This window comes from Candidatus Nitrosopumilus sp. SW (assembly GCF_006740685.1).
In the GTDB taxonomy this organism is placed as follows: domain Archaea; phylum Thermoproteota; class Nitrososphaeria; order Nitrososphaerales; family Nitrosopumilaceae; genus Nitrosopumilus.
This window is the reverse complement of the sequence record NZ_CP035425.1, coordinates 529,714-555,568: the sequence shown is the minus strand read 5'-3', so window position 1 is coordinate 555,568 and position 25,855 is coordinate 529,714. Positions and strand designations below refer to the sequence as shown.

The following is a 25,855-nucleotide window of genomic DNA, read 5'->3' as shown; positions in this document are numbered from 1 at the left end:
AGAATTTTTTGTAAATGTGTTTTAGAAGTAGATTTTTATTAAATTTGAAGTCAAAACGATCGATATGGGGCTCAATTATTATCAAATTAAAAAGAATGTTCTAAGAGCTCGAAAATTAGTTATCAAAGCCACAAATACTGCTGGTTCGGGACATCCTGGTGGTTCATTTTCAATGGCCGAGATTTTGGGTTGTTTGTTTAACAAACATCTGAAATTTGATCCTAAAAACCCTCAATGGGAAGATAGAGATCGATTAGTGTTGTCAAAAGGTCACGCTGCACCAGGTTTGTTTTCAAATATGGCTGTTGCAGGATATTTCCCAGAATCTGAACTTGAAACTTTGAGAAAATTTGGAAGTAAATTACAAGGTCATCCCGACTTGAAATGTCCTGGCGTTGAATTTTGTGGTGGCTCTTTAGGTACTGGTTTATCCTATTCTGTTGGAATTGCACTTGCAGGAAAAATTGACTCTAAAGATTATCATGTTTATACAATTATTGGAGATGGTGAATCTGATGAAGGGCAAGTTTGGGAAGCTGCTATGACTGCAGCAAAATACAAGGTTGATAATCTTACTGTTTTTCTTGATAGGAATTTTATCCAACAGGACTCTTACACTGAAAAAATTATGCCTCTTGACAAAAAACTGGAGAGTGACAATCTTTCTGAAATGTGGAAAGATGCATCTAGATGGAAAACTGGTGACAAATGGAGATCTTTTGGTTGGAATGTTATTGAAATTGATGGTCATCGAGTTGAACAGATTGATTCAGCTATTGCAAAAGCAAATGCCACCAAAGGTGTACCAACAATAATTATCTCAAGAACAATCAAAGGAAAATCTGTTGAACACATGGAAGACAATCCTGCTTGGCATGGAAAAGCACCTGACTCTGACGTTGTTCCGATTATCAATATGGAATTAGATTCTCAATTTATGATTGCGCCATCGATAATTGCAGGTGATATGACAAATCTTGAAAATGAAGTTAAAAGATGTGTTTCTGGTAGAGCTGATTACATTCATCTAGATGTAATGGATGGTCAATTTGTTCCAAACAAAACATTTGATCATGTTAAAATCAAAGAATTACGACCACTTACTGTAATCCCCTTTGATTCTCATTTAATGATTAATGATCCTGTAAAACATGTTCGAGATTACATTGAAGCAGGAAGTGATATTGTCACTGTGCATGCAGAAGTAACTGACGAATCTAGTTTTGGAGAAATTCATGATGTATTAAGACAAAATCAGGTTGGTGTTGGTTTTGCAATAAATCCTGACACTGAATTACCTGAATGGTCTTACAAATTCTTGTCTACTCTTGATCAACTTATTGTAATGTCTGTGGTTCCTGGAAAATCTGGTCAAAAATACATTGAAGAGACACATGCAAAAATGGCTAGATTGAATACTATCCTAAAAGAACATGATTTTTCAGGATATATTGAGGCTGATGGAGGTGTGAATCTTGAAAACATTGGATCAGTTTTTGCAGATGGTGCTCGCGCATTTGTTGGCGGAGGAGCTATTATTGGACAACAAGATGTACGCGCTGCAATTAGAGATTTCAGAAATGAAGTATTAACTTCTAGAAGACAACTTTTACTTGATAAAGCAAATGAACTAGGTGGAACAGAATTAGTGAACAAATGGATTGGGTTGCATGTTGTTGGTGAAAAACAAGAACAAATTAAAAAAATTGCACAGGAGAGAGGATATCTTTGAATGAACCCGTAATGACTGACATGCGTTCAGAATATTCAAAGTCTTTAATTCGACTTGGGAGAGAAAACCCAAATGTTGTTGTTTTGGGAGCTGATACTACTGATTCTCTAAAAACATCTAGTTTTGGAAAAGAATTCCCAAATAGATTTTTCAATGTTGGAATTGCAGAGGCCAACCTCGTTACAACTTCTGCTGGATTAGCAGTATCTGGAAAAATTCCTTTTGCAAGTACTTATGCAATATTTTTACCTGGAAGAGCAGTTGATCAAATAAGAAATAATGTAGCTTATCCATCTCCACCTGGCAAAAAAGGTCTTAATGTAAAATTTGTAGTTTCACATGGTGGGCTTTCAGTTGGACCTGATGGTGGTTCACATCAGCAGATTGAAGATATTGCAATAATGAGAGTGATTCCAAATTTCCGAGTTTTTATTCCTGCAGACACTGTAGCAGTTTCTAAATTGACCTCTTTAATGGCAAACGAGTATGGCCCATTTTACATGCGAATGGCAAGATCTAAAACACCTTTGGTTCATTCAGATTCTCAAAATTTTGAAACTGGAAAAGCAATTACTCTGAGAGATGGTTCTGATTGTACAATTGCAGCCTGTGGAATTACTGTACGAATGGCATTAGAAGCTGCTGAAACACTCCAGCAAGAAGGAATTTCTTGTAGAGTCTTGGATATGTTTTCTATAAAACCAATTGATGATGAAATTTTAGAAAAAGCAGCTCGTGAAACTGGATGTATTGTTACTACTGAAGAACATAATATTATCGGTGGAATGGGTTCTGCAGTTGCTGAATCTGTTTCAGAATCATACCCTGTGCCCATTAAGAGAATTGGTGCTCAAGACATGTTTGGTGAATCTGCTAGAGATGACGAGATTCCTCTACTTTTAGAAAAGCACGGAATAACATCTTTTAATATGGTAAAACAAGTCAAAGAAATTAGGAGTAAAAAATTATGAAAATCTTTCTTGACACTGCCAATTTAGAATCTATAAAAAAATTTAATGATATGGGATTACTTGATGGAATTACCACAAATCCATCTCTTATGTCAAAAGAAAAAGGTAATCCTAAAGATGCAATGGAAGAGATTACCAAAATTATCAAAGGTGATGTAAGTCTAGAAGTTGTTAGTACTGAATTTTCTGGAATGGTTGAAGAAGGAAAACGACTACGTGAATATGGAAAAAATGTTGTCGTTAAAGTTCCTATGACTCCTGATGGATTAAAAGCCTGTAAGTCACTTTCTTCAGAAGGAATCCCAGTAAATGTTACACTGGTTTTCTCTCCAAATCAAGCTCTACTTGCTGCAAAATCTGGCGCAAAATATGTTAGTCCATTTATTGGGCGATTAGATGATATTGGTCAAGATGGTATGAATTTAATTCAAGATATTAAAGAAATTTTCAAAAATTACCCTCATCTAAAAACTGAAATTCTAGTTGCTAGTGTACGTCATCCAATGCATGTGGTAGAAGCTGCAAAGATTGGAGCAGATGTGGTGACTTTGCCCCCTGGTGTATTAGATAAAATGCTACAGCACCCTTTGACAAAAATTGGTTTAGAAAATTTCCTAAAAGATTGGGAAAAGGTTAAAGCTGAAAATCCTGATGTAAAAATCTAACAAAGAATAAAATCATAAAAATGAAATTTTGAGGAAAAATATTATGATGAACCTTTGTTCTTGCTTTTTCTAGAACCTGTTCCTCTACCTGTAATTCTGGTCATTCCTTCTGTTGATGGTCTTGATTTTGGATCTGGCATATCTCCAAGTTTTCTAGAGCCTGTTCCTCTACCTGTATGTACCATCCTATTTGCGGCAGCTTTTTTCCTTGCCTCTTGAATTTTTCTAAATTCATCTCCTGACCATTTTTTGGGATCATCGTCAACTTCAATGGTTCCTGTTCCTCTTCCAGTTCGTATTCTGATTTTGCCCATAAAATTAGTTAAATTATCTGGTATTTATCTAATCTCCTTTTTGAATAAGATCAGATTTTTGTATCTTTAGTTATTTATCCAGCCTAATTTTTTGAAATACGTAAACATCATAATTGCTGGAATTGCTGATGCAAGAATCACAACTATGAAAGTTGTGAATGGTCCTAAGAAAGTTGGATTTTCCCCAACACCTCCTGGCAAATTTACATTCATTCCATAAAATGTCCCAATTACTGTTGCTGGAATAGCTAATGTAAATATGATCGTCAAAACTGCAAGCACCTTGTTTGTTTTTTCTGTACTTAGCACAAAATCTGTATCTTTGTAAATTTCCATTGTCTCTCTTGACTCTTCCAATGTTTCAATTACCTTGTCAATATGGTCAATTACGTCATCAAAATATAATGAAAGATCTTCTTCATCTCTTTCAGAGAATTTCTTAACATTTTTTGTAATTTCTAAAACAAATCTCTTTAATGGAGTGGCTATTCTTCTTAGTCTGTTAATTTCTCTTCTAAGTAATGCAATACTTCTTGCTACTGGTTTTGTTTCATCAAACACCCTATCTTCTATTTCATCTAAATTTGCAATAATTTTTCTTGAAGTATGTAAAAGGTCATCTACTAACACATCTATGATCTCGTGAAGCAATAATCCTGAAGATTTTTGTAATATTTTGTTTTTTCTCTGTTCATCTGAATTTGATTTGCATATGTTTACTAATTCTACTAGTGGTTTAAGATCTCCCTGATGAACTGTTACTAAGAAATCTTTACCCATGAATATGGACAGCTGACTATTTTTTGAAATCCCTACCTTCTGAGTAAGTGGCGGAAAATGAAGAATTACAAAGAAATGATCGTCATAACTATCTAATTTTGGAAGCTCAAATTTTGTCACACAGTCTTCGATGTTCAAATCATTGAAATTGTACTTTTTAGCAAGATCTTCAACATCATTTCTATCTGGATTCTGTAAGTCAATCCATACAAATTTCTCTGCATGTATGGTTTCAATTTTCTTCTCAATAGAACTCTCTAGTGGTTTTCTACCTGAACGTAATCTATTGGATATGAATCCTTTTTTCATGTCGAAAAATACCCTGATACAACAAATTTAAAGCGATCGTTAAGAGCCTAGACAAAATCCGTGATTGATAATGAAATAAAGAATATTACTAAAATTTTAGGCTCTCTCTACTTGTATGGAAGTAAGTACATTCCGCCGTAATATGTTAGTCCGATTGTAATGGCCATTGCAACCCACCAAAATCTCATAATAGAAATTTCACCTAGTTAATAATAAATCTACAGTCTGATTTTCATAAAAAATCAAAGATTATTACTGGATAATCTCTTTTTCTAATTTGTGGCCTTCGTAGTACAGTGGTTAGTATAGAGGATTGTGGATCCTCGGACAGGAGTTCGATTCCCCTCGAGGGCCCTCCTTTCATTTTATGATTTATGTTATTTCTAAACCGATTTCTCTAAAATTGAACTGCTCTTTTGTTTCTAGAAGAAATTACTGTGAAATGTCCTCTCAACGTTTATTAGAATTTTAACTCTAATCTTTTTTAAAATATTCCAAATTTGCTTGATTCCATTTCTTCTTTTATAGCAAGCTTGAATCTGGGCGACTTATTCTCTAAATTATTGGTTAACCAGGTTAGAAATTTCTTTTCGGTACCTTTACCCCTTAATTTTTCAAAGTCAGGCCCCATCATATCTACTAATTTCTGAATGAGTGATTTGTTCACACTTAGAACAAAAAAATGCCATCCAAAGGCAAATTCCGAATCTGTCATAACAAAATCTTCCTCACCATGAACCATCTCTTCTAATAATGATAATTGTCTGGTTAATGCTTTACTTGTTTTGTCATAATCTACTGCTGATACATTAATGTGCATTCTTTCATCCATGAATGGTTTAAGTAAAAACAAAATAAAAGGATTACACGAATTATTCCTTTAACATGGGTTCAAAATCTATGTCAAAATTCATTTTCATGAGTTTAATGTATGTCTGAATCGATTCCGGAATATCCTCTCCACAAGCAACTCCCAACTTTTTTGCATTGATCCATATTACTAATGTCTGAATAATTGTAAGAAATCGATCATTTTTGATCTCAGGTGATCCTATCGCTTTTGTATATCTCTCTGCAAACTCCCAAGCCGTAACAAAATCCACACATTTTACGCCAAATATTGTTAGTAATTGCTCTTGCATGCTTTTTGCTTTTGTAAATGGTACTTTGTTAATGATGTATGGAAAGTCTACTTCACTTGGAATACAATCTGGTAATGGTCCCCAAATAGTAACTATTCTTGTATCTGGCTTTAGAGATTCAAATTTTTTAAACATCTGATTTGTAATATTTTCATCTGTAAACCAAAACAAAATAACTGTGGCATCAGAAATTTCTGAATCTAACACATCCTGACATCTTAATTCAGATAGAATTTGTTTTTCTTCAAGATTTTTTTTGGCGGTTTCAATTTTTTCACAATTATTATCTATTCCTACAGCTTTTTCTACATGGAATTCCTTTACTGCAATCTCAATTCCTTTTTCATTCCCACATCCTAAATGATAAAAAACATCCCCTTTCTTTAGTCCTACAAATTTGAAAATATCTCTTAGGGATTTTTCTGATAATTGTACATCTTCTCCGCTTAGTAGATTTTCAGGAAGAGTATCTAGATATTCATCAATTTTCAATACTCATTGTTTTAAAAACGAGAATTTATTCTCTTATGCTTTCTAATTTGGAAACTGCCTGCCATAATTGGGTTCTGACATATGATGGCATATTGGGATCTTGTGTTACATCATCAAGCAAACTGATTGTGTTTGCAGCTCTTACTGACAATGAATATTCATCATTATTCAAATCTGCAATCAAATCTGTAATGGATTTTTTTATGGTTTTTGGGGTTGAACTGCTACCCACAATCTGATTTAATGTTTCAATTGCTTCTTTCATTGATTCTTTGTTTTGTTGTTCGTCAGCCATTTTTCCACCTTTTATTAAAAATTAGAAGTATATAGTTACATCTCTACAAATACACTATCAGATTCAACTGTAACGTTGTATGATGTTAAATCTCTAATTTTTGCTGGGAATTTTACTAGTTTTCCTGTTTTGCAATCAAATTCTGCTGCATGCCACCCACATGTGACAACACATCCATCTAATTTTCCTTCTGAAAGACTTGCACCAGAATGAGTGCATGAATCATCTGTTGCACAATATTCTCCATCAACATTTGCAACTAGTATGTCTCTTCCATCAATGGATACTTTGATCATTTTTCCAGGAGGAATATCTGATGTTTTTCCTGCAATAATTTTCCCCATCGAAGTTTTTATCTTACAAGACTTAATATTTTTTCGTATATATGATTAGAAATGCAAAACCTTCTGATAAACTTCAAGTTTTAAAATTTTGTCAAAATACTTTTTCCTGGGGTGATTATGTTGAACATGTTTGGGATTTTTGGCTAAATGAAGATTTGTTATTTGTTTACGAGAAACAATTTCCTGTTGGACTTTGTCATGCATTTTTTTCAGAAAACCAAATATGGATTGAGGGAATTAGGGTGGACTCAAATTTTCGTAAACAAAAAATTGCATCTGAGTTAGTTAACCATATTGAATTATTAGGAAAAAGAGATGGTGCATTATTTTCATTTATGCTAATTGATGTTGAAAATTCTATTTCTCTTTCTATGGCAAAATCATTAAACTATGAAATTTTTCAAACCTGGAATTTTTATTCTCTTGAGCCTAAAAAAAACTCAAACTTTCATATTACTTTTGCAAACTTCTTAGATGATCCTACTTGTACTCATTATGTCAAATCTTGGAGATGGCTTCCAATAGATGATACAATCATATCTGAATTTATTCAACAAAACAAAATAATTCAATCAAAAATTAATAATGTAACTTCTACTGCAATTCTTTCTGATTCTGAACATTTTGAAAAAACTCTAATTGTAACATTGTTTTCAAGTTCTCACAAAACTACCTCGCAAATAATGTTGTTTTTACAGAATCATGCTATACAAAATAATTATACTCGCATTCAAATTTTAACTAAAGAAAAATTACAGAATTCAGATCTTTTAGAGCATAAACTTTCCTTTCACTTGTTAAGAAAAAATCTATGTTGATTTTACAACTTTTATTGTGTTGTTTAAAATTCCTAGACCTTCAATCTCCATTTCAACTTTATCTCCATCTTTTAAGAACACTGCATTTGGTTTGTTTAACATAACTCCTGCAGGTGTACCTGTTGAAATAACATCTCCCTTTTCTAATGTCATAACTTTGGAAATTTTTGAGATTATTTCAGGTATTTTGATAAACATGTTACTAGTGGAAGAGTTTTGTCTAATCTCTCCGTTGATTTTAGTTGTCAATTTTAGATTCTGTGCATCTTGAATTTCATCTGCAGTTGTGATCCATGGCCCACATGGAGCAAATGAATCAAAACTTTTCCCTCTTGTGAATTGTTTATCTTTAAACTGAATGTCTCTGGCTGAAACATCATTGAATACCATATATCCAAAAATTACATTTTTGGCTTCATCGGGACTGATATTTTTACAATTTTTTCCAATAATCAAGGCTAATTCAACCTCATAATCCAATTGTGTGACAAAATCTGGGCATTCAATATTAGAATTATTTCCATTAAGAGCTGTTCTGGGTTTAATAACAATTGCAGGATCTTCGGGTGCTGTTAATCCTTGCTCTTTTGCATGATCTACATAGTTGAATGCCAAACAAATTATTTTGTTTGGATTTGGGATTGGTGCTAGTAGTTTGAACTCGGAGAGATTTTTTTCATAAGGTAAATCTTGTATTTTATTTTTGATTTCATCAAACCACCCATCAAAAAGAAAATCTTTTACATTGTATGGGATTGGAACTCCAGTAAGATAAGTTATTTCATCTTTTGTTGCAACTTTATCTCCTTTAACAAATCCATACGTTTCATTATTTTCATATGATAATCGTGCAATTTTCATATCAATCACTTGTGTGTAAAAATTGCTTGATTTTGTGAATCTTTTCTACAATATCCAAACCTAACAAACTGAATCTCTTCTCCTTCTTTTAATTGTAAATATTGGGGTTCTGTATAAACGTCTAATTCTTCTAGACTATTTTCATTAAATTCTTCACCATTGAACAAAATATTTGGAATAATCATTTTGATTTCATGAGCTGTTTTTTGAGGTACCCACTGAATTTTTGGTATGTTGGATGACTCTCCTTCTTCTATAAATTCCCCCTCAAACTCATCACTAACTTTTGTAATCTTGACATTGCCTAATCCTAGAAGTCTAATTGATGATTGTTCTTTAATTAATTCTGCATCATCTCCAGAAATGTAAAAATCTTCAGTAATCTCGATTTTTCTTTTTCCCATATCATTTACTGGATGATTAGGAATCTCAACTACTGATGTTGGTAAATTTTTTATTTTTAATTTTCTAGCATTTTTTACCATGAATAATCTCATACTATCTGCATCCACGAATTTTCGATTAAATGCTTCAAGTGCATCAAATGGGGCAAGTGTATTTGCTTTAGTTAATCCTAAAGACATGATGAACTTTCTAATTGCCTCGGGCTTTATTCCTCTTCGTCTCAGTGCCTCTAAAGTTGGGAGTCTGGGATCATCATACCATGAAACTTTTCCCTCCTCAATCAAAGGCTTGATCACTCTCTTTGATATGGGCATTCCTTTGAATTCAAGCCTAGAGAAAAAGCCCTGTTGAGGTTTCCTCATGCCTAGTGCATCTAAAATTGCATCGATAAGCTCTTTTCTCAATTCAAATTCTTTTGAACGAAATGCGTGTGTTACGCCATCTATACTATCTTCAATCGCTACTGCAAAATCATAACTAGGCCAAATTCTATATTTGTCCCCTACAGTGTAATGCTTTTCATCTATAATTCGTAATAACACAGGATCCCTCATAACTGCATTATCTGCTTTCATATCTCCTCGAAATCTAACTATTGCTTCTCCTGGTTTGAATTTATTTTGCATCTTTTCCCAATTTTTATTATTTTTTTCAATATCTTCCATGCTGCATTTGCAAGATTTTCTTTCTCTTCTGTTCTTGCTGATGTCTTCTCTTTTACAAGTACAAATGTATGCTTTTCCAGAATTAATTAATTCCATTCCTTTTTCATAAAATAATTCCATATCGTCTGAAGTATTTTTTACTAGATCAAATTCTATTCCTAACCACTCTAGTCCTACTTTGATTGCAGCATGATACTCCATTCTTTCAGCTTCCGGATTTGTATCATCCATTCTAAGTATGAATTTCCCTCCATACATCTTTGCATATTCTGAATTAATTATTGCAGCTTTTGCATGTCCTATATGCGGATAACCGTTTGGTTCTGGGGGAAATCGTGTAACAACTTTTCCATGCTCTGCATTTTTTAATTCTGGTAACCCTTCTCTTTCTTCAATCTTTTCTTTAGGAGCTAATGCTTCGGGAAATTTCTCTTCCATTTCTTTTTGTTGTTCTTCTAACGATAACTGATTTACTGATGCAACAATTTCTGAAATTTCTCCTGAGATTTCTTTTACTTTTGTTCTAAATTCTGGTTTTGTTCCAAGAATTTTTCCTAAAATAATTTTATCTTGAGTTTGGCCTCCATGCTCAAAAGCATTTTGAAGAGCCATTTTTCTAATTTCTTTTTTTATTTCTTCATCCATTATGATTTACCTGGTGATATCTAGACACTTCTCTTAACTACAAAATCTAATAATGCAATAAGTTCGGTTTTTGCCGAGCCTGAATATTTTGAGAGTGATTTTTCAGCTTTTTCAGCATATTTTAGTGCCTGTTTTCTAACACTGTCTTCTATGCCTAAGGAACGAATTACACCTACTGCTTTGTTTAGTTCACCTCTTGAAATTTTTGGATTTCCAAATGCCTTCAAAATAATTTTTTTGTCTTTACCTTTTGCGAGCTTTATTGCCATTAAAATTGGAAGTGATTTTTTACCTTCTCGAAGATCATTACCCACTGGTTTTTTTGTAATTTTAGGATCTCCCATTACTCCGATCAAATCATCAGTAATTTGAAATGCAATTCCTAGATTTCTTCCAAATGAAGAAAGATTTGAAATGTCTTTGGTCTTGTTTGTTGCACATATAGCTCCCATTGCGCATGATACATCAAATAACGCTGCAGTTTTCTTTCCAATCATTGTAATGTATTGTGATTGTGTTGGAATTTTCTTCTCTTCTGCCATTTTGACATCCAATAATTGTCCTTCACAAACATCTACACATGCTTTTGCAAGTCTTGAAATAAGATGTGTTGTTGCAGTTGGTGATAATTTAGTATCTGAAATTACTTGATATGCTTTTGAAAATAATACGTCTCCTGCAAGAATTGCAATTGGCATGCCATATTTCCTATGTGTAGTTGGAACTCCGTGACGCATCTCATCATTATCCATGATGTCATCATGGACTAAAGTAAAATTATGAACCATTTCAACTGCACTTGCAGCTGGCATTGCATTGGAAACCTTCCCATCTAAAATTTGACAACTTCTAATCACCATATATGGTCTAAGTCTTTTTCCTCCGTGAACGATAAGATGACCGGCAGCATCATAGAGTTTTTTTGGATTCCCTTTTAATTTTGATTTAAGATACTTGTTTACAATTTTTGCATTTTTTTCAATTTGTTTAGTTTTTTTCATTTACTAATCTCCATTTTTCTTGTGGCAAATGTGTTTTGATTGCATTTTGCAATCCTTCATGAATCTCACTGGTCATCCATGTAGATAAGATATTTGCATGTTTTTCTAACATGGACTTTTCTGATTTATCTAGTAGTTCTAATGCAATTAGCATCCATGGACAATAGATCTGAGGGTTTGTTTTGATTTCTGAAATCAATTCATTGGCTGAAATCCATTTAATTTCATCTATTTCTCCTTCGATCTCTTTTAACTCTGTAGATTTGTCAATGACTCCAATTAGCGTCCCACAAATTTCATTTTCTGAACCTACATCTTTGTAGGGTACATGATATTCAAATTTATGTAAATAATCCAACTTTCCTTTAATTCCTAATTCTTCAGGCATTCTTCTTTCCCCTGATGAAACATAAGTTTCTGATTCTCTGGGATGACTTGCAAATGTGCCATCCCAATCTCCTGGCCACAACATTTTTTCTTTTGCTCTTCTTGTTAAAACCAATCTTCCACTTTCATCAAACAATAATGCAGTAAATGCTCTATGGAGTTTTCCGTTAGGTAAATGACATTTCACTTTTTCTTCTTTTCCAATCGGATTGTCATTTTCATCAACCAATATAACAAATTCTTCAGTCATTATTTTCCTCTAAACAGTGTTCCTTCGAATTTCCTATTTTTAATCGCTTTCACGATTCTTTCAGGTTTGTTTCCATTTACAAAAAATACATTCATTCCCATCCTTGAAATTTTTGATGCTTCTTCAATTTTTCTTGTCATTCCTCCTGTCACATCCATTTTATTTTCAGAAATCAATGGGAGTTCTCCTTTTAATTCGTAAATTAGTTTTTTTGATTTAAGATCAGAATATACCCCATCTTCATTTAAAGCAAAAATACAAAGTTTGGGTTTTAGGATTTTCGCAAAATGAGTCATTATTTTATCTCCTGATAAAATGAATGTCTTATTTTGTCCATACCATAATGCATCTCCAAAAGTCACTGGAATCAAGCCTGATTTTGAAATTTTTTCGACTTCTTTTACTTTTTTTGTTATTGGTTTGTTTCCTGTCATAAAATCTGTAGGTGGTAGACAATATGGATTTAATTTATTTTTTAGAAATGAATCTAGAATTATTTTATTTAGTTCTATCATGGAATTTTTTACAATTGAAACTCCTCTCAAATCATATTTTCTTTCTTTAGTATGCATGTCGTATTTGACAGACCAATAATGTCCATAAGACCCTCCGCCGTGAACTATTGCTATTGACTCATTGATCTTTTTGAGGCTCTTTGCCAGACTGTCTATTGTTTTTCTTCTTGCAGATAGTGGTTTTTCTTTATTTGTAATAATTGAGCCGCCTAATTTTATGAGAATCATGTTGTTCCAAATTATCTATATAATTAAAAAGTATCCAGTCCTTTGAAATCAATTTTTACAGAAAAACATTCGTATTTTTTTTCATTGAATTCTTTTATGGTGTTTTCTAAATTTGATTCATCCGTGAGGGCAAAAATACAACCTCCTCCACCAGCCCCTGTGATTTTTGCTCCAAATGATGCTTTTTGTCCAATCTGAATCATGTTTCTGAGTTTATCATTTGAAACTCCAATTCTCTCCAGATATTCTTGATTTTGAATTGCTTTTTGACCTAAATCTTTAACATTATTCTCTTTGAGCAATCCTAATACATCTTCTATTAGATCTGATTCATCTTCACATAATTTTGAAAATTCATTTTCATTATTCTCTTTGAATTTTCTTACTTCTGCCACAACACTTTCTGTTGAGTGTTCAACATTTGAATTTGCAATAACTAGATGAAAATTAGCCTCAGATTCAATTTTGGAAAATCCATTTTTCTTGTCATATTCCATTAATCCTCCAAAAGTACAAACGGTACAATCTGCACCTGAAGTGTTTTGAAAAATTGTTTTTTCAGCCTCTATTGCAAGTTTTAAAATCTCTTCCCTTGAAATATCTTTAAACAATTTTGAAATTGCGGCTGCCCCTGCTACACAACAAGCAGATGATGAACCTAAGCCAACTCCTAATGGAATATCTGATTCTACCTCTATCTTGATTCCAGAATTTTTATTCTGAATTATTTTATCTGCTAAATAATAAAATGGTTTTAGTGGTGAATCAATTTCTAAAATTTCTTTGTTTGGTTCTAATTCAAGTTCACCTATATTGGATTTGATTGAAATTTTTCTTTCACTAATCTCTTCTGCAGTAACTGTAATTCTTTTGTTAATTGCACAAAGAATTGCTTTTACTCCATACACAACAAAATGTTCTCCAAAAAGAATAACTTTTCCTGGAGCAGATGCTTTTGATTTCAACTAAACACTTTAAGTTTTTGATTTATTTATTCGATTTCCTCTTCGGTAATCTTTGTTTCAAAATCATCAATTTCAATGTTCATTGGATCATCTTCTTTTAATTCTCCTTTTTCAATGAGAATTTGACGTACCAATAACCAATAAACTGTAGCTAATGCTTTTCTTCCTCTGTTATTTGCTGGAATGATTACATCGATATTTGATGTTATGTTGTCTGTATTTGCAATTCCAATTACTGGAATGCCTGCATTAGTTGCCTCAGTTATTGCTTGTTCGTCAACTTGAGGATCTGAAATTAAAACTAATTTTGGTTCAATGTAATATGGCAGTGATGGATTTGTCAAGGTTCCTGGCATAAATCTTCCCAGTAATTTTTTAGAACCTAATGTTTCACAGAATTTTTCAATTGGTGTTTCTGCATATTGTCTGCCTGAACAAACAATGAGATTTTCTACCCCTAATCTGTTGATGAATTTGGCTGCAGTCTTAATCTTGTCTAGTGTAATATCTAAATCAAGCATGTAGAGTCCCTCTGGACTGGCCTTGGTGATGAATGGTTTCATGAATTTTGTTTTAACTTGAGTACCTACTCTGATTCCTGTAGATAGGATCTTCTTCTTGATGTCTGTTGTTTCTGCTTGTTGACTCATAGCGATTTTAAATCTCTGCCATACCGCGTATTAAATCATGCTCTGATAGGCGTAATAATTCGTTTAATTTTGCCACTCTTTCCCCTCCTACAACGCCAACTTTGAGCATTTTTGACTTTGTTGCAAGACCAATATGGGAAATTTGTGAATCTGTAGATTCGCCTGATCTGTGTGATGTGATTAATCTGATATTGTTCTCATTTGCTAGATTTGCAAATTCTAGAGCATCAAAAAGACTTCCTGCTTGATTAACTTTTAAAATTGCAGCATTACATGATTTCATCTCAATGGCTTTTGAAAGAATACCTTTGTTTGTAACTGTCAGGTCATCTCCTGTAATCAAAGTATTTGGAAATTTAGCTGTTAATTCTGACATGTCTTCAAATGCTTCTTCATGAACTGCATCTTCTGCATAAATTAATTTGAATTTTTCAATAATGTCTGCTGCAAAATCAATTTGTTCTGATGTTGTATTTTCAAAACCTGCTCTATCATAAACATATTTTGATTTTTCTTCATTCCATTGTGTTGATGATGCAAAATCAACTCCTAATGATACTTCTTTTCCTAAAGTAAATCCCAAGTTTTCGCAAGCTTTTGCCGAAACTTCTAATGCTTTTTGATTTTCTAATTTCGGTGCCCATCCTCCTTCATCTCCTCTTCCATTTGTAAAGTTAGGATCCTCTTTTTCTAAAACACTACGTAATTCTTTATGTACTGCTAAGTTTGTTTCAATTGCCTCTTCAATATTTTTTGCACCTGTTGCACAAATCAAAATTTCTTGAATATCTGGTGTACCTGGTCCTGCATGAGCTCCTCCTCCTAAGATGTTTCCTAAAGGAAATGGAAATTTGAATGATGATTCATTTGATAGTGTTTTGAATAGTGGCTGTTCGAGTGCTTTTGAGGCTGATTCCATGGATGCAATTGTTACTGCAAAAGCAAGTGCTCCTCCGATTTCAGAATAGTTTGATGAATTATCAAAACTTTTCAGAGTATCGTGGATTCCTTTTAGATCTGATGACTCTAAACCAATAAATTTTTGAGAATTTTCTTTTAAGATTTGAAGGCTCTCTTCAGGTTTTCCATTACGAAAACTTACTGCCTCATATTTTCCAACGCTTGCACCTGATGGAGCGCAAACTCTTCCCAAGTATTTTCCATCAGATTCAACATCTACTTCTATTGTTTTACTTCCTCTACTATTGTATAGAATACGTCCTTCAATTGAAGTGATCTTGGCCAAGTTATTCTAACTCAGATTGAACTTCTTGCTTTCTTCTCTGAATTGCTTCATAGAATGGAATTACTTGTTGAATTGTTTCAACAGTAGTTAGTAACATCCTTCTACAACAATATCTCTCAACTCCAACGGAATCTAGAGTTTTCTCTGGATCTTCTCCAGCTTTGATTTTATTTTGATAATCATCATATTTGTCAGCAATCAGATTTCCACACGTAAAACATCTAACAGGAATTAACATACGAACGAAAAAGTAATCAAGGATTATAAAAACCATACATGGAAATTTCTTTGCGGGCGTCGCCCAGCCTGGCCAAAGGCGCTAGCTTGAGGGGCTAGTCTCTCAGGAGTTCGTGGGTTCAAATCCCATCGCCCGCATACAAATTTGAAAACTATTTTTGAAATTTTTGTAATGTTTTGATTAATTCTGTTCTTCTCTTTTCTTCAGTAATTGCAGATCTAACATCCTCGACTAAAATCCTATTCACATCAATTTTTCTTCTAGCTTCTTTTACAACTTTATCGTACATTGAGAAAGTGTAAAGTTGAAGATACAAGTTTTCCATTATTTCAAAAATTCTTGTGGCTTCTTCAATTTCACCAATTCTTATCTTGTCAAATGTCATTCTCTTTAGCTCTCCAACACAATCCAGTAATCCTAAAACGTATGATTCTGGCATGACATCTAATTTTTTATCTGATGGGATTTCTTTTTTCTCTACAACTGCAATTAGACATGCTGCCTCTACAAATTCCTGTTCAGATGTAATGATATATCTTCTAAGATCTCCTGTTGCTTTTTTCTTGTATTTTTTTAATAATATGTCTGCTTTTTTTAGATTACTTTTTCCTGTCTTTGTGTCATTTTTATGAACTGCAATTATTGATCTGCTACAAAGAACAATAATTTCTCTGGTATTTTTTAATAAAAATTCTCTTGAATCTTGAACATCGCCTAAAGACTTTGCAATTTTGTTAAGTGATGGTTTTACATTTTTTAATGTCATATCTGATGTTTGTAATAACCCGGATAAAGCCGTTTTCTAAACTCTTAGGAAGAATGTTTGTTCTATTTCTGAAAAACAGTTCAGAAAATTATTCAATTGATTTGAATGACTTTCTAAGCAATATTGGCGCAATGAAAATTGTTGCTAAAATCACAAAGATAATTGTAGAGTAAATCTCATCTGAAAGAACCTGAAATGCTAATCCAATTCCTGCAACAATAAACGCAACTTCTCCCCTAGATATCATTCCATATCCAATTAGAAAACCGCTTTTCTTGCTTTTTAGTAAAATTGATGCAGGAATTCCACATCCTAGAACTTTGGAAAATATTGCAACAACTAAAATCACTATGAACAAAAACCAATTGATTAAAGAAATCTGTGTAATATCTACATGTGCCCCAATTACTGCAAAAAATAAAGGAGCTACAATCACCTTTAATCTTCCAACAAACTCACGAACCTGAATTGCTAGTTTAGAATCTGCCAAACCCATTCCAGCTGCAAATGCTCCAACAATAGGATTCAATCCAACACTAGCTGCAATTGCAGCTAAACCAAATGCTGAACCCAAAGCAACTCCTTGTCTTGTTCCTCTATCTTCTAACGTTGATGGATGTGTTTTTGAAACCACATGTACTATCTTAGGTAATAGATATACTGCCCCTAACAATATCAATACCCAAAATCCAATTTCAGTAATTGTAGTTATTACAACTGATTCTATGGTTGGAATTGTCTTCATCACAACAATAGAAATTACTGCTGAAAGTATCGCAAGTCCTAGTACATCATCTAATACGGCAGAATTTACCAAAATATTTCCTTCTTTGGTTTTTTCTTTTCCAAGTTCTTCTAAAATTACAACAGACACTGCAATGCTTGTAGCACTAAGTGTTGCACCAATCAATACAGCAACAGTCCAATCATATCCCATCAATAAAACAACAAAGTATCCTGACACTAGAGGAACAATGACTCCAAATATCCCAATTATTGCAGCTTTTGGCCCTGCTTTAATTAGATCATGAAATGTAAAGTGTAATCCCGCAGAAAACAAAATTATGATTCCAGAAATCTGCCATAATCCTAACATCACTTCGTTCAGTTCTACAATGGGTTTTTCAAAAATTGGAATTACTCCTCCTAATGCAGTAGGACCTAAAATAATTCCTGCAAATACGAATCCGATCACTTCGGATATTCTAAAACGAGCGCATAGTCTTCCTAAAAGAAGTGCAGGTAAGACCAAAAACAATACTCCTATAATTGTAGGAACAACATCAAATTCAAAGGCCATTATACACAATAATGATTTTTACCATAAAATTCTGTATCTGATTTGCAAGTCTGAAATTGATATTTTAGCCATAATTACTACTTTCAAAGCTCTTAGGAATACTATACACTCTATTCCTAAAATTGTATTTTTAACCTCAACTGATTCAAATCTAAAAAAAGAAAAAGAAGGAAAAAAATCCTGTCTATTTGTCCATTTTTTCTAACATTTCTACCACGTTTTCAAATTCGATTAGTGGTACGATTTTGACTTCATTGAAGCTTGCAACTCCTCCTTCCATTGCTAGTTTTTGAATTAAATGAGGATCTTCTGCATCAACTATCCACAAGAATGTGTGTTCTAGTGCAGAATGGAATCTGCCAATTATCTTGTTGATTTTGTAATTAGAGCAGACTGCTTTCATATCTCGTTTTCCAATTTTTACCATCATCTCTCTATTTTTGGAGTTGTTGATTGGGCAAGCGTCAATTTCATGTCTTCCGTATATTCCAAATAATGCCATACTATGTTTCACCTCCTATATTTTCAAAGGAAGTTAGATTTTGAACAACTGATGTAGGGGACGTTTTTGTGATAACTTCGACCATTGATGAATATTCTTTACAAATTTCAATCAATTCATCAAATGATTTTTCTGCAATTTTTGTTTGAGTTGTTCTCACCTTACTTACCTAAGGTTAGTTACTATCAATACTATATTTATAGCAGAAAGGGAACAACTCTATACTTGATTACTATAAGGTTAGTTACTCTTTATTAGTAACTATACTAAGGTAAGTATTAATACACTTTTGATAATTTCATAATCATGACTAATGCCACTTTAGAACACATGATAAAAAACTGTCCAGTGGATAATACTTTTAAAATAATTGGAAAAAAATTCACATTTCATATTATTAGAAATATGGCCATGAGAAATCAAACTAGATTCAATGAATTTTTGGGAATAGAAAATATCAATCCTAAAACACTTTCTTTGAGATTAAAGGAATTAGAAGAAACAAATCTTATTGAAAGAACTGTCTATGATGAAACCCCTATACGAATAGAGTATACATTAACAAAAAAAGGAAAAGATCTCCAAGGAATTATAGATCAAATGGCTGCATTTTCCATGAAACATTATCCAAAAACTGTTTTCAAAGATGGCCAAAAGAGAAATTACAAACAAGTATTCAAAAAACCTGTAACTGTACTCCAGTAACCCTTAGAATGAGATTAGGAAAATTTACAAAAATTAGCCTATTTTAGCCATATTTCGTATTTTCAAAGCTCTTATTTTGGATATGATTCTCAGGTAAATTATGGAAATTACTGTTGAACAAATGTACAATATTGAAAATAAAGGTCATGATATGGGATTTTTAAAAAAATTCATGATGGAAAATGCAGGTGCTGCTGCAGTCAAAAGATTAGTTGGAAAACTTGGAAACGTAGATTCAAAAAATATCTTGATTTTTGCTGGAATGGGAAATAATGGTGGTGATGGATTAGTTATGGCAAGACATCTTGCTGGATATGGTGCAAAAGTTACTGTAATGCTTCTTGGAAATCCTGAAAATATCAAAACTGAGGAGAGTAATTGGAATTGGTCTATTTTGAAAAAAATGCCTTCTGTAAAACTAATGACCGGTGGTTCTACTGATTTTAATTTTAAACCTGATGTAATCGTTGATGGGATTTTAGGTACTGGTATTTCTGGAGAAATACGAGAACCATATGCATCTGCAATTAATTATATCAATCAAACTGATTGTTACAAATTTGCTGTTGATGTCCCATCTGGATTGGATCCTCAGACAGGCGAAACTGCAAACATTTTCACAAAATGTAATATGACTGTAACATTTCACAAAATGAAACAAGGAATTCCAAAACGAAAAGATTTGACAGGTGAATTATTTGCAGAAAAAATTGGAATTCCACCAGAAGCAGAGGAGGGAATTTTATGATAGTTCATCAAATCCAAGTTGGAAACATGCAAAATTTCTGTTACATTGTTGAGGATGAAGATACTCGTGAATCTATCATAATTGATCCATCATGGGATCTTATTGAGTTAGAGATGATAATTAAAAAAAATAATTTGAAAATCAAATACATTGTTAACACTCATCACCACTTTGATCATACTCTTGGAAATGAAGCAATGGTAGAATCTACCAAAGCTCCAATCATTCAACATGAAAATTCAGAATTAAAACATGACGTTGCTGTAAAAGATGGGGATGTTATTAAATTTGGTAATTCAAAATTAAAAGTTCTCCACACTCCTGGTCATTCAAAAGATAGCATTTGTTTGATAGGTGATGGGAAAATTTTTTCAGGTGATACCTTATTTGTTGGAAATTGTGGTCGTATTGATTTGCCTGGTGGCAGTGCAAAAGAACTCTATCATAGTCTGTTTGATGTTCTTTACCAATTAGATGATGATCTGGTTCTATATCCTGGACATAATTATGGTCATAAAGAGACATCTACAATAGGGCAAGAAAAAATTACAAACATGGTAATGCAAAAAAGGACTGAACAACAGTTTCTTGATATGATGGGTTAGTGATTTTTTGGAAGATTTTGAATTACATGGAAATATTGATCTGGCTCAAAGTTTCATTGATTCTGTAAAATCCGGTAGATTTCTTTTTTCATTTGTTATTTCGTATACTGAAACCTCTGAAATTCCTGGAATAACTTTTGCTGGATCTGATAAGGATTCCATTCAATTTACTCCTCCAGCTGATGCAGAATATCTTCATTATGGATATTGTAAGACTATTGATAAAATTCCAATGACTCCTGATGGAAAACCAACTCCTGGTGTATTAACTAAAACTGCTCTAGAATCTGCAAGTATTTCTCATTTAACAATTAATGCTGGAAGTAAAATTGCTCCTCAATTACCGTTTATTGAATCTGGTCTGCCTTTTGGAAAAAATATATCAATTCAAGATGCAATGACTGACACTGTAGTTTCTCATGCAGTTGAATATGGACAAATTATTGGAAGAAGTTTAGCGTCATTAACCGATTGTCTGATAATTGGCGAATGTGTCCCTGGTGGAACAACTACTGCTTTGGCATTGTTAAAAGCATTAGATTATGATGCAAAGGTTAGTTCAAGCATACCTGATAATCCTGTTGAATTAAAAAATCAAATTGTAAATTCTGCACTTAAGAGAATTGATTCTGAACATCCATACAGTATTGTTGCAAAAATAGGTGATCCTATGATTCCCTTTGTTGCTGGAATGCTAAGCTCTGCTTCTAGTGTGTCTAAAGTAATGTTGGCAGGTGGAACGCAGATGGCTGCAGTTTTAGCATTTGCATCAAAAATTGGATTCAATGAAGAAAACACTGCAATTGGAACTACATCTTATATCACAAATGACAAGACTGCAAACTTCAAAGAATTGGTTCATGATATTGCAGACATTCCTGTTATCTCTGTAGATCCAGGCATGAAAAATTCCCAATTTTCTGGTCTAAAGGCATTTTCTGAAGGATTTGTAAAAGAAGGAGTTGGTGCTGGTGGTAGTATTATTTCTTCAATGCTAAAAACTGGTAATAATTCTGAACATTTCTTGAGTTTAGTTGAAAAAGAATATCAAAGATTGTTTACTTGACTGTGACTGATTTTGCAAGATTTCTTGGATAATCAGGGTCTGCATCTTTTTCTAGTGCTGCATAATATGATAACAATTGAATTGGAATTATCTCTGAAATTGGATACAACACTTCGCTGATTTTTGGCATTTCTATCCAGTAATCATAAACATCACTTTTCACATCTGACACTCCGATGATTTTTGCACCACGAGCTTTGATTTCTCTTGCACTAGTAAGAGTATCTGAATATGTTGAATCATTTGGATTTAGAATTATTACAAATACTTTGGAATCCATTAGGGCAAGAGGTCCGTGTTTTAATTCCCCTCCTGCGATTCCTTCTGCATGGATGTATGTCAATTCTTTGAGTTTTAATGCTGATTCTGTTGCAATTGGATAATTTATTCCACGTCCTAGAATGTAAATATCTGAAACATCTTTCAATTCTTTTGCAATTTCTTGAATGCTTTTTGGATTGTCTAATGTTTTTGAAATTGATTTTGAAAAATTTTCAAAATCAATTGTTATGTCATTGTTACTTAATTTCTGTACGATTTTGTATAATATTACAAGTTGTGATGTGAAACTTTTTGTTGCTGCTACACCTATTTCTGGACCACAATTCAAACCAATTACAACATCTGCTTCTCGTGCAAGTGATGATGTTAATAGATTAACAATCGCAATAATCTTACAATTTGAATTTTTTGCAATTTTAACTGCTTCTAAAACATCTGCACTTTCTCCACTTTGCGATATTGCAATTAGAATGGAATTCTCTTCAATAGCGTTTGGAGCAAATTGTAGTTCACTCGACATGATTGGTTCCGCCTTGATTTTTACATATTTTGACAAAATTTGCTTTGCAATTAATGCTGAATTATAGCTAGTCCCGCTTCCTGTAATGTAGATGTTCTTTGAATGTCTAATGTAATCTGTTGCCCTTTCAATATCGGAAATTGTTTTTTCTCCTGCTTTCAAAATTGTATCGGGTTGCTCGTAAATCTCTTTTAATGTAAAATGTGCATAATCTCCTTTGTATGCATCTCCAAATTCTTTTGAAACTTTGGTAACTCCATACCCTGTTTTCTCTCCATCAAAATCCAAAATTTCGAATTTGTTTTTGTCTAATATCACAAAAGTTCCATTTTCCATGTAAATTGCATTATCTGTATATTCGATAAAACCTAAAACATCACTTGACAAAAAGAAATCACTTTCTCCTACTCCTATAATTAGTGGTTCATGAAATCTTGCAGCTGCTAATTGTTCGTTTTCAAACATTGCAACAAATGCATAATGCCCTTTTAACACTGAAACTGTTTTTAGAATTGTTTCTTTAACATCGTTTGTTTGTTCAAAATTCTTTTGAAGTAAATTTGCAATAATTTCACTGTCAGTTTCACTTTTGAAAACATACCCTTCATCTTCTAGTTGTTTTTTCAATTCTTCAAAATTTTCTATGATTCCATTATGTACAATTGCAATTTTTCCTGAATTGCTAGGATGTGGATGTGCATTTGCATCCGTTACTTTTCCATGAGTTGCCCATCTGGTATGACCAATTCCAATCTTTCCAGGAAGTGTCTCTAATTGCACTTTTGAATTAACTTCTTGTACTTTACCTGTTCCTTTTTTTAATTCAATTTGGTTTTCTGATTCTGTTGCAACTCCCACGCTATCATATCCTCGATATTCCATTCTCTTTAGACCCTTCACAATAATGGGGGCTGCGACTCCTTTTCCGTAATAACCGATAATTGAACACATAACTATTCTACCTGATAATTGGGGGTTATTTACTGATAAGCCTAATTATTCTATTGTTCTGTTGAAGAACTTTCATCTTTTTTCTCTTCAGCAGGAGCCTCAACTTTCTCTTCAGCAGAGTCTTCTGTTGTTGTTTCAGCAGGTGTTTCTGTTTTTGTCTTTTCTAGCATTGCTGGAATTTTTGATTCTGGGGCAAAATGAATACTATCTTCTTCCTCTACTGTAACTGTATATGATGGAATATCCACTTTTCTTTCACCAATCATAATGTGACCATGAATTACTGCTTGTCTTGCTTGATATGGTGTTTTGAATCCTAATTTTTTTGTAACAATAGTTTGTAATCTTCTTGAAAGCAAATCATTTGGAGTCAGGTTGAGTACATCATCTAATGTTGCATCACCACTAACTAATCCAATTCTTGCAAGAGAATTCATTAGAACTGGTTCTTTTTCTGCTCTGACTTCTTGTCTTAAGGAAAGTAATGATCTTGCTTGTTGTCTTACTCTAGATAATTCTGTATGTGCTTTCCATAATTCTCTTTTAGTTCTTAATCCAAATGTTCCAAGAGTTTTCAACTCTTCCATTTTTAATTCATAATTAAGAGGTCTCTTTGGTTTTCTCCAAACTCTACGTGGATATTTTGGATCTCCCATTCAAAACACCTATTCTTTTTTCTCCTCTGCTGCTGGAGCTGGTGCTTCTGCTGCTGGAGCTGCGGCTGCTGTTGGGGCTGCGACTGCTGCTGGAGCATCAGAAGATGATTTCTTTGCAGGAGCTGCCATGCCGCCTTTTGCAACACCAACTGCTCCTCCTTTTCTTCCAGATGTTCTTGTTCTTTGTCCTCTTACTTTGAGACCACTGAGATGACGATAACCTCTCCAACTTGCAGTAATTCTCTCTCTTTCAATATCATTTCTTAATGTGAATGGAATATCTGATGTTAGTAAATGTAAATCGCTACCAGTTTCAATATCTTTTCTTCTGTTAAGGAACCATGTTGGAAAATTACCTTCAACAGGATTTGAGATTAGTTTCTCAATTGCTTGAACATTTTCATCAGTAAGATGGCCTATGTTGGAATTTGAATCAATTTTTAATGTATCAAGAATTGCTGTAGCGAAATTATATCCGATACCTTTGATCTGAGTTAGCCCCACGAGCATTTTTCTCTCTCCTGGGATATCATTACCCACAATCCTAACAATGTGTCTATATTCTTGAGTGCTCAAGTATTCCAAAATTCAAAGAAACCCCGATAAAAACCATGCTAGGCACTATTTTGAGTGAATTTTGATGTTTTTACATTGTATTCTTGTATGTAGGCTTGATCGTTTTGATTATCTAAAGTCTTCATCCTTTGTCCAATCGTTACCTTGAACGTTCCATTGATTGCATTGACAGCATTTTTTGACACCTCGTTGGGCATCAATATCTATACAGAAACAATGTTCTCCCTTTCCAGATGGGTCATTTCCACAAAGCTTTTGCATAGTCTCTTGTGGGTTTTTTTCTTAATTATCTTATTGGATTTTGAAAAGTTATAACTTTCCCCATCTTCATTTCTATTGAAATGGCAGAAACGTTTGATCGTGAAAAGGTTGTAGATTGTATGTTTGATCCAATAACCTCTTCGATTTTGGCAGAATTAGAAGATGGTGAAAAAACAAGTTCTTTTTTGGCTAAGCAAGCCTCCATTCCTGAATCTGAAGTTTTAGAAAGATTGTCTTATTTGATAGAACATGGATTTATCCTAAAAAACACTGATGGTGAAATTACCCTTTCTGCAAATTCTGACAAACTTAGTAGTATTGTTGAAAGCAGTGATAATTTTGATCAAACCATCAGTGGTCTTGAAAAAATGGATAGCTATCTAAACTGATTTTTTCTTACTTTTAATTCTGTAAATTCCAGAACCTACCAAACCAACCATTCCGATTATCAAAATATATGCTGAAACAAAACTAAGTGATTTTTTTCCTGCATCTGGAAGTGGTCCTATTGCACCAAACACTTGTGTTTCTTCACTAGAATCACTTTGAATGATCAGTTTGTATTCTCCTGTGTCGAAAATATCAAATTCCTCTTCAATAGTTTCATCATCTATATTTTTTGAAACTATTTCATTTTCAAACGGATCTAATATTTTAGCCGAAATTCTATTTTCCTTAAACTCCATTACTTGTACTGCAAAAACACCTCTGGATGATTCTTCTGAGTTAAATTTTCCTGAGATGATCAAATCTTGGTTTGAACTAATTTTTCCATTTCCTTGAAATACGCCATCTAGAATTACTTGATTTCCAACTGCAAGTAAGATTAATCCTATTGCAATTAATGCCCCTGAAACAACTAGGATGATTCCAGCTTTTTGCATAATTTTGAACTTTTTTTCTTTACTTTAAACCTAGTTTTTCCTTATTTGCTAATTTAACCCAATTTAACAAAGTTAGATTAGGCTAAAAAAGTTAGCTTAGGTTAAATTTAAATAA

At 33.1% G+C, this 25,855-nt stretch carries 33 protein-coding genes and 2 tRNA genes; 11 read left to right on the top strand and 24 right to left on the bottom strand.

Translation table 11 applies throughout. The features are described from left to right. The first annotated feature begins 64 nt into the window (after positions 1 to 64). The 3 genes from Nisw_RS03420 to fsa are packed head-to-tail and all read left to right on the top strand — an operon-like array spanning position 65 to position 3,368. Positions 65 to 1,732, top strand: a complete 1,668-nt coding sequence (locus Nisw_RS03420; protein WP_141976539.1) for a ribulose-phosphate 3-epimerase — start codon at positions 65 to 67, stop codon at positions 1,730 to 1,732. Next, positions 1,729 to 2,703 carry a transketolase family protein gene (locus tag Nisw_RS03415; protein WP_141976537.1) on the top strand — a complete coding sequence of 325 codons (975 nt, stop codon included), beginning with the start codon at positions 1,729 to 1,731 and terminating at the stop codon, positions 2,701 to 2,703. The genes Nisw_RS03420 and Nisw_RS03415 overlap by 4 nt, the downstream gene beginning before the upstream one ends. Then, on the top strand, positions 2,700 to 3,368 hold the full coding sequence (gene fsa / locus Nisw_RS03410) for a fructose-6-phosphate aldolase (RefSeq protein ID WP_141976535.1): 669 nt from the start codon (positions 2,700 to 2,702) through the stop codon (positions 3,366 to 3,368). Before Nisw_RS03415 ends, fsa begins: the two co-directional genes overlap by 4 nt. A 41-nt stretch (positions 3,369 to 3,409) precedes the next feature. Here the strand turns inward: fsa and Nisw_RS03405 are convergent, their stop codons facing one another. After that, positions 3,410 to 3,682 (bottom strand): hypothetical protein, encoded by a 273-nt coding sequence (locus Nisw_RS03405; protein ID WP_141976533.1) that lies wholly within the window; start codon positions 3,680 to 3,682, stop codon positions 3,410 to 3,412. 66 nt (positions 3,683 to 3,748) lie between these two features. Next, entirely contained in the window at positions 3,749 to 4,771 is a 1,023-nt protein-coding gene (locus Nisw_RS03400) for a magnesium transporter CorA family protein (RefSeq protein WP_141976531.1), read from the bottom strand. Between the two features lie 282 nt (positions 4,772 to 5,053). On the opposite strand from Nisw_RS03400, the gene Nisw_RS03395 reads away from it, so the two are divergent. Then, positions 5,054 to 5,125: transfer RNA gene (locus Nisw_RS03395), tRNA-His, on the top strand. 130 nt (positions 5,126 to 5,255) lie between these two features. Here the strand turns inward: Nisw_RS03395 and Nisw_RS03390 are convergent. From Nisw_RS03390 to Nisw_RS03375, 4 genes are read right to left on the bottom strand one after another with little or no spacing between them, the layout of a single operon-like run. Next, positions 5,256 to 5,603 carry a hypothetical protein gene (locus tag Nisw_RS03390; protein ID WP_141976529.1) on the bottom strand — a complete coding sequence of 116 codons (348 nt, stop codon included), beginning with the start codon at positions 5,601 to 5,603 and terminating at the stop codon, positions 5,256 to 5,258. Positions 5,604 to 5,643: 40 nt separating this feature from the next. Then, on the bottom strand, positions 5,644 to 6,405 hold the full coding sequence (locus Nisw_RS03385; RefSeq protein ID WP_141976527.1) for an SAM-dependent methyltransferase: 762 nt from the start codon (positions 6,403 to 6,405) through the stop codon (positions 5,644 to 5,646). A gap of 25 nt (positions 6,406 to 6,430) precedes the next feature. Further along, entirely contained in the window at positions 6,431 to 6,700 is a 270-nt protein-coding gene (locus Nisw_RS03380) for a UPF0147 family protein (RefSeq protein WP_141976525.1), read from the bottom strand. Between the two features lie 35 nt (positions 6,701 to 6,735). Next, positions 6,736 to 7,044: a non-heme iron oxygenase ferredoxin subunit gene (locus tag Nisw_RS03375; RefSeq protein WP_141976523.1), complete on the bottom strand. Its 309-nt coding sequence runs from the start codon at positions 7,042 to 7,044 to the stop codon at positions 6,736 to 6,738. Positions 7,045 to 7,085: 41 nt separating this feature from the next. Here Nisw_RS03375 and Nisw_RS03370 point away from each other — a divergent pair, with 41 nt between their 5' ends. Beyond that, on the top strand, positions 7,086 to 7,862 hold the full coding sequence (locus tag Nisw_RS03370; protein ID WP_141976521.1) for a GNAT family N-acetyltransferase: 777 nt from the start codon (positions 7,086 to 7,088) through the stop codon (positions 7,860 to 7,862). On the opposite strand, the gene Nisw_RS03365 is transcribed toward Nisw_RS03370, so the two are convergent. The 9 genes from Nisw_RS03365 to Nisw_RS03325 are packed head-to-tail and all read right to left on the bottom strand — an operon-like array spanning position 7,854 to position 15,918. Further along, entirely contained in the window at positions 7,854 to 8,723 is an 870-nt protein-coding gene (locus Nisw_RS03365; RefSeq protein WP_141976519.1) for a fumarylacetoacetate hydrolase family protein, read from the bottom strand. The genes Nisw_RS03370 and Nisw_RS03365 overlap by 9 nt on opposite strands. A 5-nt stretch (positions 8,724 to 8,728) precedes the next feature. Continuing rightward, positions 8,729 to 10,438: a glutamate--tRNA ligase gene (locus tag Nisw_RS03360; RefSeq protein WP_141976517.1), complete on the bottom strand. Its 1,710-nt coding sequence runs from the start codon at positions 10,436 to 10,438 to the stop codon at positions 8,729 to 8,731. A gap of 20 nt (positions 10,439 to 10,458) precedes the next feature. Beyond that, positions 10,459 to 11,439 (bottom strand): polyprenyl synthetase family protein, encoded by a 981-nt coding sequence (locus tag Nisw_RS03355; protein ID WP_141976515.1) that lies wholly within the window; start codon positions 11,437 to 11,439, stop codon positions 10,459 to 10,461. Next, positions 11,426 to 12,076, bottom strand: coding sequence for an isopentenyl-diphosphate Delta-isomerase (gene idi, locus Nisw_RS03350; RefSeq protein ID WP_141976513.1), 651 nt, complete (start codon positions 12,074 to 12,076; stop codon positions 11,426 to 11,428). Before idi ends, Nisw_RS03355 begins: the two co-directional genes overlap by 14 nt. Beyond that, a complete protein-coding gene (locus Nisw_RS03345) occupies positions 12,076 to 12,819 on the bottom strand; it encodes an isopentenyl phosphate kinase (protein WP_141976511.1) in 744 nt (247 codons plus the stop codon). The genes idi and Nisw_RS03345 overlap by 1 nt, the downstream gene beginning before the upstream one ends. Positions 12,820 to 12,842: 23 nt before the next feature. After that, positions 12,843 to 13,784, bottom strand: a complete 942-nt coding sequence (mvk, locus tag Nisw_RS03340) for a mevalonate kinase (RefSeq protein WP_141976509.1) — start codon at positions 13,782 to 13,784, stop codon at positions 12,843 to 12,845. 26 nt (positions 13,785 to 13,810) lie between these two features. Further along, entirely contained in the window at positions 13,811 to 14,434 is a 624-nt protein-coding gene (rpsB, locus tag Nisw_RS03335) for a 30S ribosomal protein S2 (protein ID WP_141976507.1), read from the bottom strand. A 7-nt stretch (positions 14,435 to 14,441) separates the two neighbouring features. Beyond that, positions 14,442 to 15,680, bottom strand: coding sequence for an enolase (locus Nisw_RS03330; protein WP_141976505.1), 1,239 nt, complete (start codon positions 15,678 to 15,680; stop codon positions 14,442 to 14,444). A 1-nt stretch (position 15,681) separates the two neighbouring features. Then, positions 15,682 to 15,918 carry a DNA-directed RNA polymerase subunit N gene (locus Nisw_RS03325; RefSeq protein WP_014962586.1) on the bottom strand — a complete coding sequence of 79 codons (237 nt, stop codon included), beginning with the start codon at positions 15,916 to 15,918 and terminating at the stop codon, positions 15,682 to 15,684. Between the two features lie 52 nt (positions 15,919 to 15,970). On the opposite strand from Nisw_RS03325, the gene Nisw_RS03320 reads away from it, so the two are divergent. Beyond that, a tRNA-Leu gene (locus tag Nisw_RS03320) sits at positions 15,971 to 16,055 on the top strand. A 14-nt stretch (positions 16,056 to 16,069) separates the two neighbouring features. On the opposite strand, the gene Nisw_RS03315 is transcribed toward Nisw_RS03320, so the two are convergent. From Nisw_RS03315 to Nisw_RS09115, 4 genes are all read right to left on the bottom strand, one after another. Next, on the bottom strand, positions 16,070 to 16,684 hold the full coding sequence (locus Nisw_RS03315) for an RNA-binding protein (RefSeq protein WP_141976503.1): 615 nt from the start codon (positions 16,682 to 16,684) through the stop codon (positions 16,070 to 16,072). Between the two features lie 88 nt (positions 16,685 to 16,772). Next, on the bottom strand, positions 16,773 to 17,984 hold the full coding sequence (locus tag Nisw_RS03310) for a cation:proton antiporter (RefSeq protein WP_141976501.1): 1,212 nt from the start codon (positions 17,982 to 17,984) through the stop codon (positions 16,773 to 16,775). Between the two features lie 184 nt (positions 17,985 to 18,168). Then, on the bottom strand, positions 18,169 to 18,486 hold the full coding sequence (locus Nisw_RS03305; protein ID WP_141976499.1) for a DUF3303 domain-containing protein: 318 nt from the start codon (positions 18,484 to 18,486) through the stop codon (positions 18,169 to 18,171). 1 nt (position 18,487) lies between these two features. Then, positions 18,488 to 18,646, bottom strand: a complete 159-nt coding sequence (locus Nisw_RS09115) for a hypothetical protein (protein ID WP_185736663.1) — start codon at positions 18,644 to 18,646, stop codon at positions 18,488 to 18,490. 146 nt (positions 18,647 to 18,792) lie between these two features. On the opposite strand from Nisw_RS09115, the gene Nisw_RS03300 reads away from it, so the two are divergent. The 4 genes from Nisw_RS03300 to cobT all read left to right on the top strand — a co-directional run bounded on the left by Nisw_RS03300 (position 18,793) and on the right by cobT (position 21,610). Further along, the gene (locus Nisw_RS03300; protein WP_141976497.1) at positions 18,793 to 19,191 is read left to right on the top strand and encodes a helix-turn-helix domain-containing protein; all 399 of its coding nucleotides are present in this window, start codon (positions 18,793 to 18,795) and stop codon (positions 19,189 to 19,191) included. A gap of 100 nt (positions 19,192 to 19,291) precedes the next feature. Continuing rightward, entirely contained in the window at positions 19,292 to 19,939 is a 648-nt protein-coding gene (locus tag Nisw_RS03295; RefSeq protein WP_141976495.1) for an NAD(P)H-hydrate epimerase, read from the top strand. Further along, the gene (locus Nisw_RS03290) at positions 19,936 to 20,544 is read left to right on the top strand and encodes an MBL fold metallo-hydrolase (protein WP_141976493.1); all 609 of its coding nucleotides are present in this window, start codon (positions 19,936 to 19,938) and stop codon (positions 20,542 to 20,544) included. Before Nisw_RS03295 ends, Nisw_RS03290 begins: the two co-directional genes overlap by 4 nt. A gap of 7 nt (positions 20,545 to 20,551) precedes the next feature. Further along, positions 20,552 to 21,610, top strand: coding sequence for a nicotinate mononucleotide-dependent phosphoribosyltransferase CobT (cobT, locus tag Nisw_RS03285; RefSeq protein ID WP_141976491.1), 1,059 nt, complete (start codon positions 20,552 to 20,554; stop codon positions 21,608 to 21,610). On the opposite strand, the gene glmS is transcribed toward cobT, so the two are convergent. The 4 genes from glmS to Nisw_RS09110 form a co-directional block, all read right to left on the bottom strand. Further along, entirely contained in the window at positions 21,603 to 23,363 is a 1,761-nt protein-coding gene (gene glmS / locus Nisw_RS03280; protein ID WP_141976489.1) for a glutamine--fructose-6-phosphate transaminase (isomerizing), read from the bottom strand. The two genes, cobT and glmS, sit on opposite strands and share 8 nt — an antisense overlap. Positions 23,364 to 23,413: 50 nt before the next feature. Further along, a complete protein-coding gene (locus Nisw_RS03275) occupies positions 23,414 to 24,019 on the bottom strand; it encodes a 30S ribosomal protein S4 (protein ID WP_141976487.1) in 606 nt (201 codons plus the stop codon). Positions 24,020 to 24,028: 9 nt separating this feature from the next. Further along, positions 24,029 to 24,595, bottom strand: coding sequence for a 30S ribosomal protein S13 (locus Nisw_RS03270; RefSeq protein WP_141976486.1), 567 nt, complete (start codon positions 24,593 to 24,595; stop codon positions 24,029 to 24,031). 108 nt (positions 24,596 to 24,703) lie between these two features. After that, positions 24,704 to 24,856, bottom strand: a complete 153-nt coding sequence (locus tag Nisw_RS09110) for a hypothetical protein (protein WP_185736662.1) — start codon at positions 24,854 to 24,856, stop codon at positions 24,704 to 24,706. 80 nt (positions 24,857 to 24,936) lie between these two features. Here Nisw_RS09110 and Nisw_RS03265 point away from each other — a divergent pair, with 80 nt between their 5' ends. After that, entirely contained in the window at positions 24,937 to 25,245 is a 309-nt protein-coding gene (locus Nisw_RS03265) for a hypothetical protein (protein ID WP_141976484.1), read from the top strand. Here Nisw_RS03265 and Nisw_RS03260 read toward each other — a convergent pair. Next, a complete protein-coding gene (locus tag Nisw_RS03260) occupies positions 25,237 to 25,740 on the bottom strand; it encodes a hypothetical protein (RefSeq protein WP_141976482.1) in 504 nt (167 codons plus the stop codon). The two genes, Nisw_RS03265 and Nisw_RS03260, sit on opposite strands and share 9 nt — an antisense overlap. Positions 25,741 to 25,855 lie beyond the last annotated feature (115 nt).

Excerpts from the sequence above, each read along its gene's own strand:
- idi (WP_141976513.1), bottom strand. The coding sequence starts at position 12,076 with ATGACTGAAGAATTTGTTATATTGGTTGATGAAAATGACAATCCGATT.
- Nisw_RS03260 (WP_141976482.1), bottom strand. The coding sequence starts at position 25,740 with ATGCAAAAAGCTGGAATCATCCTAGTTGTTTCAGGGGCATTAATTGCA.
- Nisw_RS03315 (WP_141976503.1), bottom strand. The coding sequence starts at position 16,684 with ATGACATTAAAAAATGTAAAACCATCACTTAACAAAATTGCAAAGTCT.
- Nisw_RS03420 (WP_141976539.1), top strand. The coding sequence starts at position 65 with ATGGGGCTCAATTATTATCAAATTAAAAAGAATGTTCTAAGAGCTCGA.
- Nisw_RS03390 (WP_141976529.1), bottom strand. The coding sequence starts at position 5,603 with ATGGATGAAAGAATGCACATTAATGTATCAGCAGTAGATTATGACAAA.
- Nisw_RS03300 (WP_141976497.1), top strand. The coding sequence starts at position 18,793 with ATGACTAATGCCACTTTAGAACACATGATAAAAAACTGTCCAGTGGAT.
- Nisw_RS03295 (WP_141976495.1), top strand. The coding sequence starts at position 19,292 with ATGGAAATTACTGTTGAACAAATGTACAATATTGAAAATAAAGGTCAT.
- Nisw_RS03275 (WP_141976487.1), bottom strand. The coding sequence starts at position 24,019 with ATGGGAGATCCAAAATATCCACGTAGAGTTTGGAGAAAACCAAAGAGA.
- Nisw_RS03265 (WP_141976484.1), top strand. The coding sequence starts at position 24,937 with ATGGCAGAAACGTTTGATCGTGAAAAGGTTGTAGATTGTATGTTTGAT.
- Nisw_RS03345 (WP_141976511.1), bottom strand. The coding sequence starts at position 12,819 with ATGATTCTCATAAAATTAGGCGGCTCAATTATTACAAATAAAGAAAAA.
- Nisw_RS03310 (WP_141976501.1), bottom strand. The coding sequence starts at position 17,984 with ATGGCCTTTGAATTTGATGTTGTTCCTACAATTATAGGAGTATTGTTT.
- Nisw_RS03400 (WP_141976531.1), bottom strand. The coding sequence starts at position 4,771 with ATGAAAAAAGGATTCATATCCAATAGATTACGTTCAGGTAGAAAACCA.
- Nisw_RS03290 (WP_141976493.1), top strand. The coding sequence starts at position 19,936 with ATGATAGTTCATCAAATCCAAGTTGGAAACATGCAAAATTTCTGTTAC.
- Nisw_RS03325 (WP_014962586.1), bottom strand. The coding sequence starts at position 15,918 with ATGTTAATTCCTGTTAGATGTTTTACGTGTGGAAATCTGATTGCTGAC.
- Nisw_RS03375 (WP_141976523.1), bottom strand. The coding sequence starts at position 7,044 with ATGGGGAAAATTATTGCAGGAAAAACATCAGATATTCCTCCTGGAAAA.
- Nisw_RS03380 (WP_141976525.1), bottom strand. The coding sequence starts at position 6,700 with ATGGCTGACGAACAACAAAACAAAGAATCAATGAAAGAAGCAATTGAA.
- Nisw_RS03370 (WP_141976521.1), top strand. The coding sequence starts at position 7,086 with ATGATTAGAAATGCAAAACCTTCTGATAAACTTCAAGTTTTAAAATTT.
- Nisw_RS03355 (WP_141976515.1), bottom strand. The coding sequence starts at position 11,439 with ATGAAAAAAACTAAACAAATTGAAAAAAATGCAAAAATTGTAAACAAG.
- glmS (WP_141976489.1), bottom strand. The coding sequence starts at position 23,363 with ATGTGTTCAATTATCGGTTATTACGGAAAAGGAGTCGCAGCCCCCATT.
- Nisw_RS03365 (WP_141976519.1), bottom strand. The coding sequence starts at position 8,723 with ATGAAAATTGCACGATTATCATATGAAAATAATGAAACGTATGGATTT.
- Nisw_RS03405 (WP_141976533.1), bottom strand. The coding sequence starts at position 3,682 with ATGGGCAAAATCAGAATACGAACTGGAAGAGGAACAGGAACCATTGAA.
- Nisw_RS03360 (WP_141976517.1), bottom strand. The coding sequence starts at position 10,438 with ATGGATGAAGAAATAAAAAAAGAAATTAGAAAAATGGCTCTTCAAAAT.
- Nisw_RS03305 (WP_141976499.1), bottom strand. The coding sequence starts at position 18,486 with ATGGCATTATTTGGAATATACGGAAGACATGAAATTGACGCTTGCCCA.
- Nisw_RS09110 (WP_185736662.1), bottom strand. The coding sequence starts at position 24,856 with ATGCAAAAGCTTTGTGGAAATGACCCATCTGGAAAGGGAGAACATTGT.
- fsa (WP_141976535.1), top strand. The coding sequence starts at position 2,700 with ATGAAAATCTTTCTTGACACTGCCAATTTAGAATCTATAAAAAAATTT.
- rpsB (WP_141976507.1), bottom strand. The coding sequence starts at position 14,434 with ATGAGTCAACAAGCAGAAACAACAGACATCAAGAAGAAGATCCTATCT.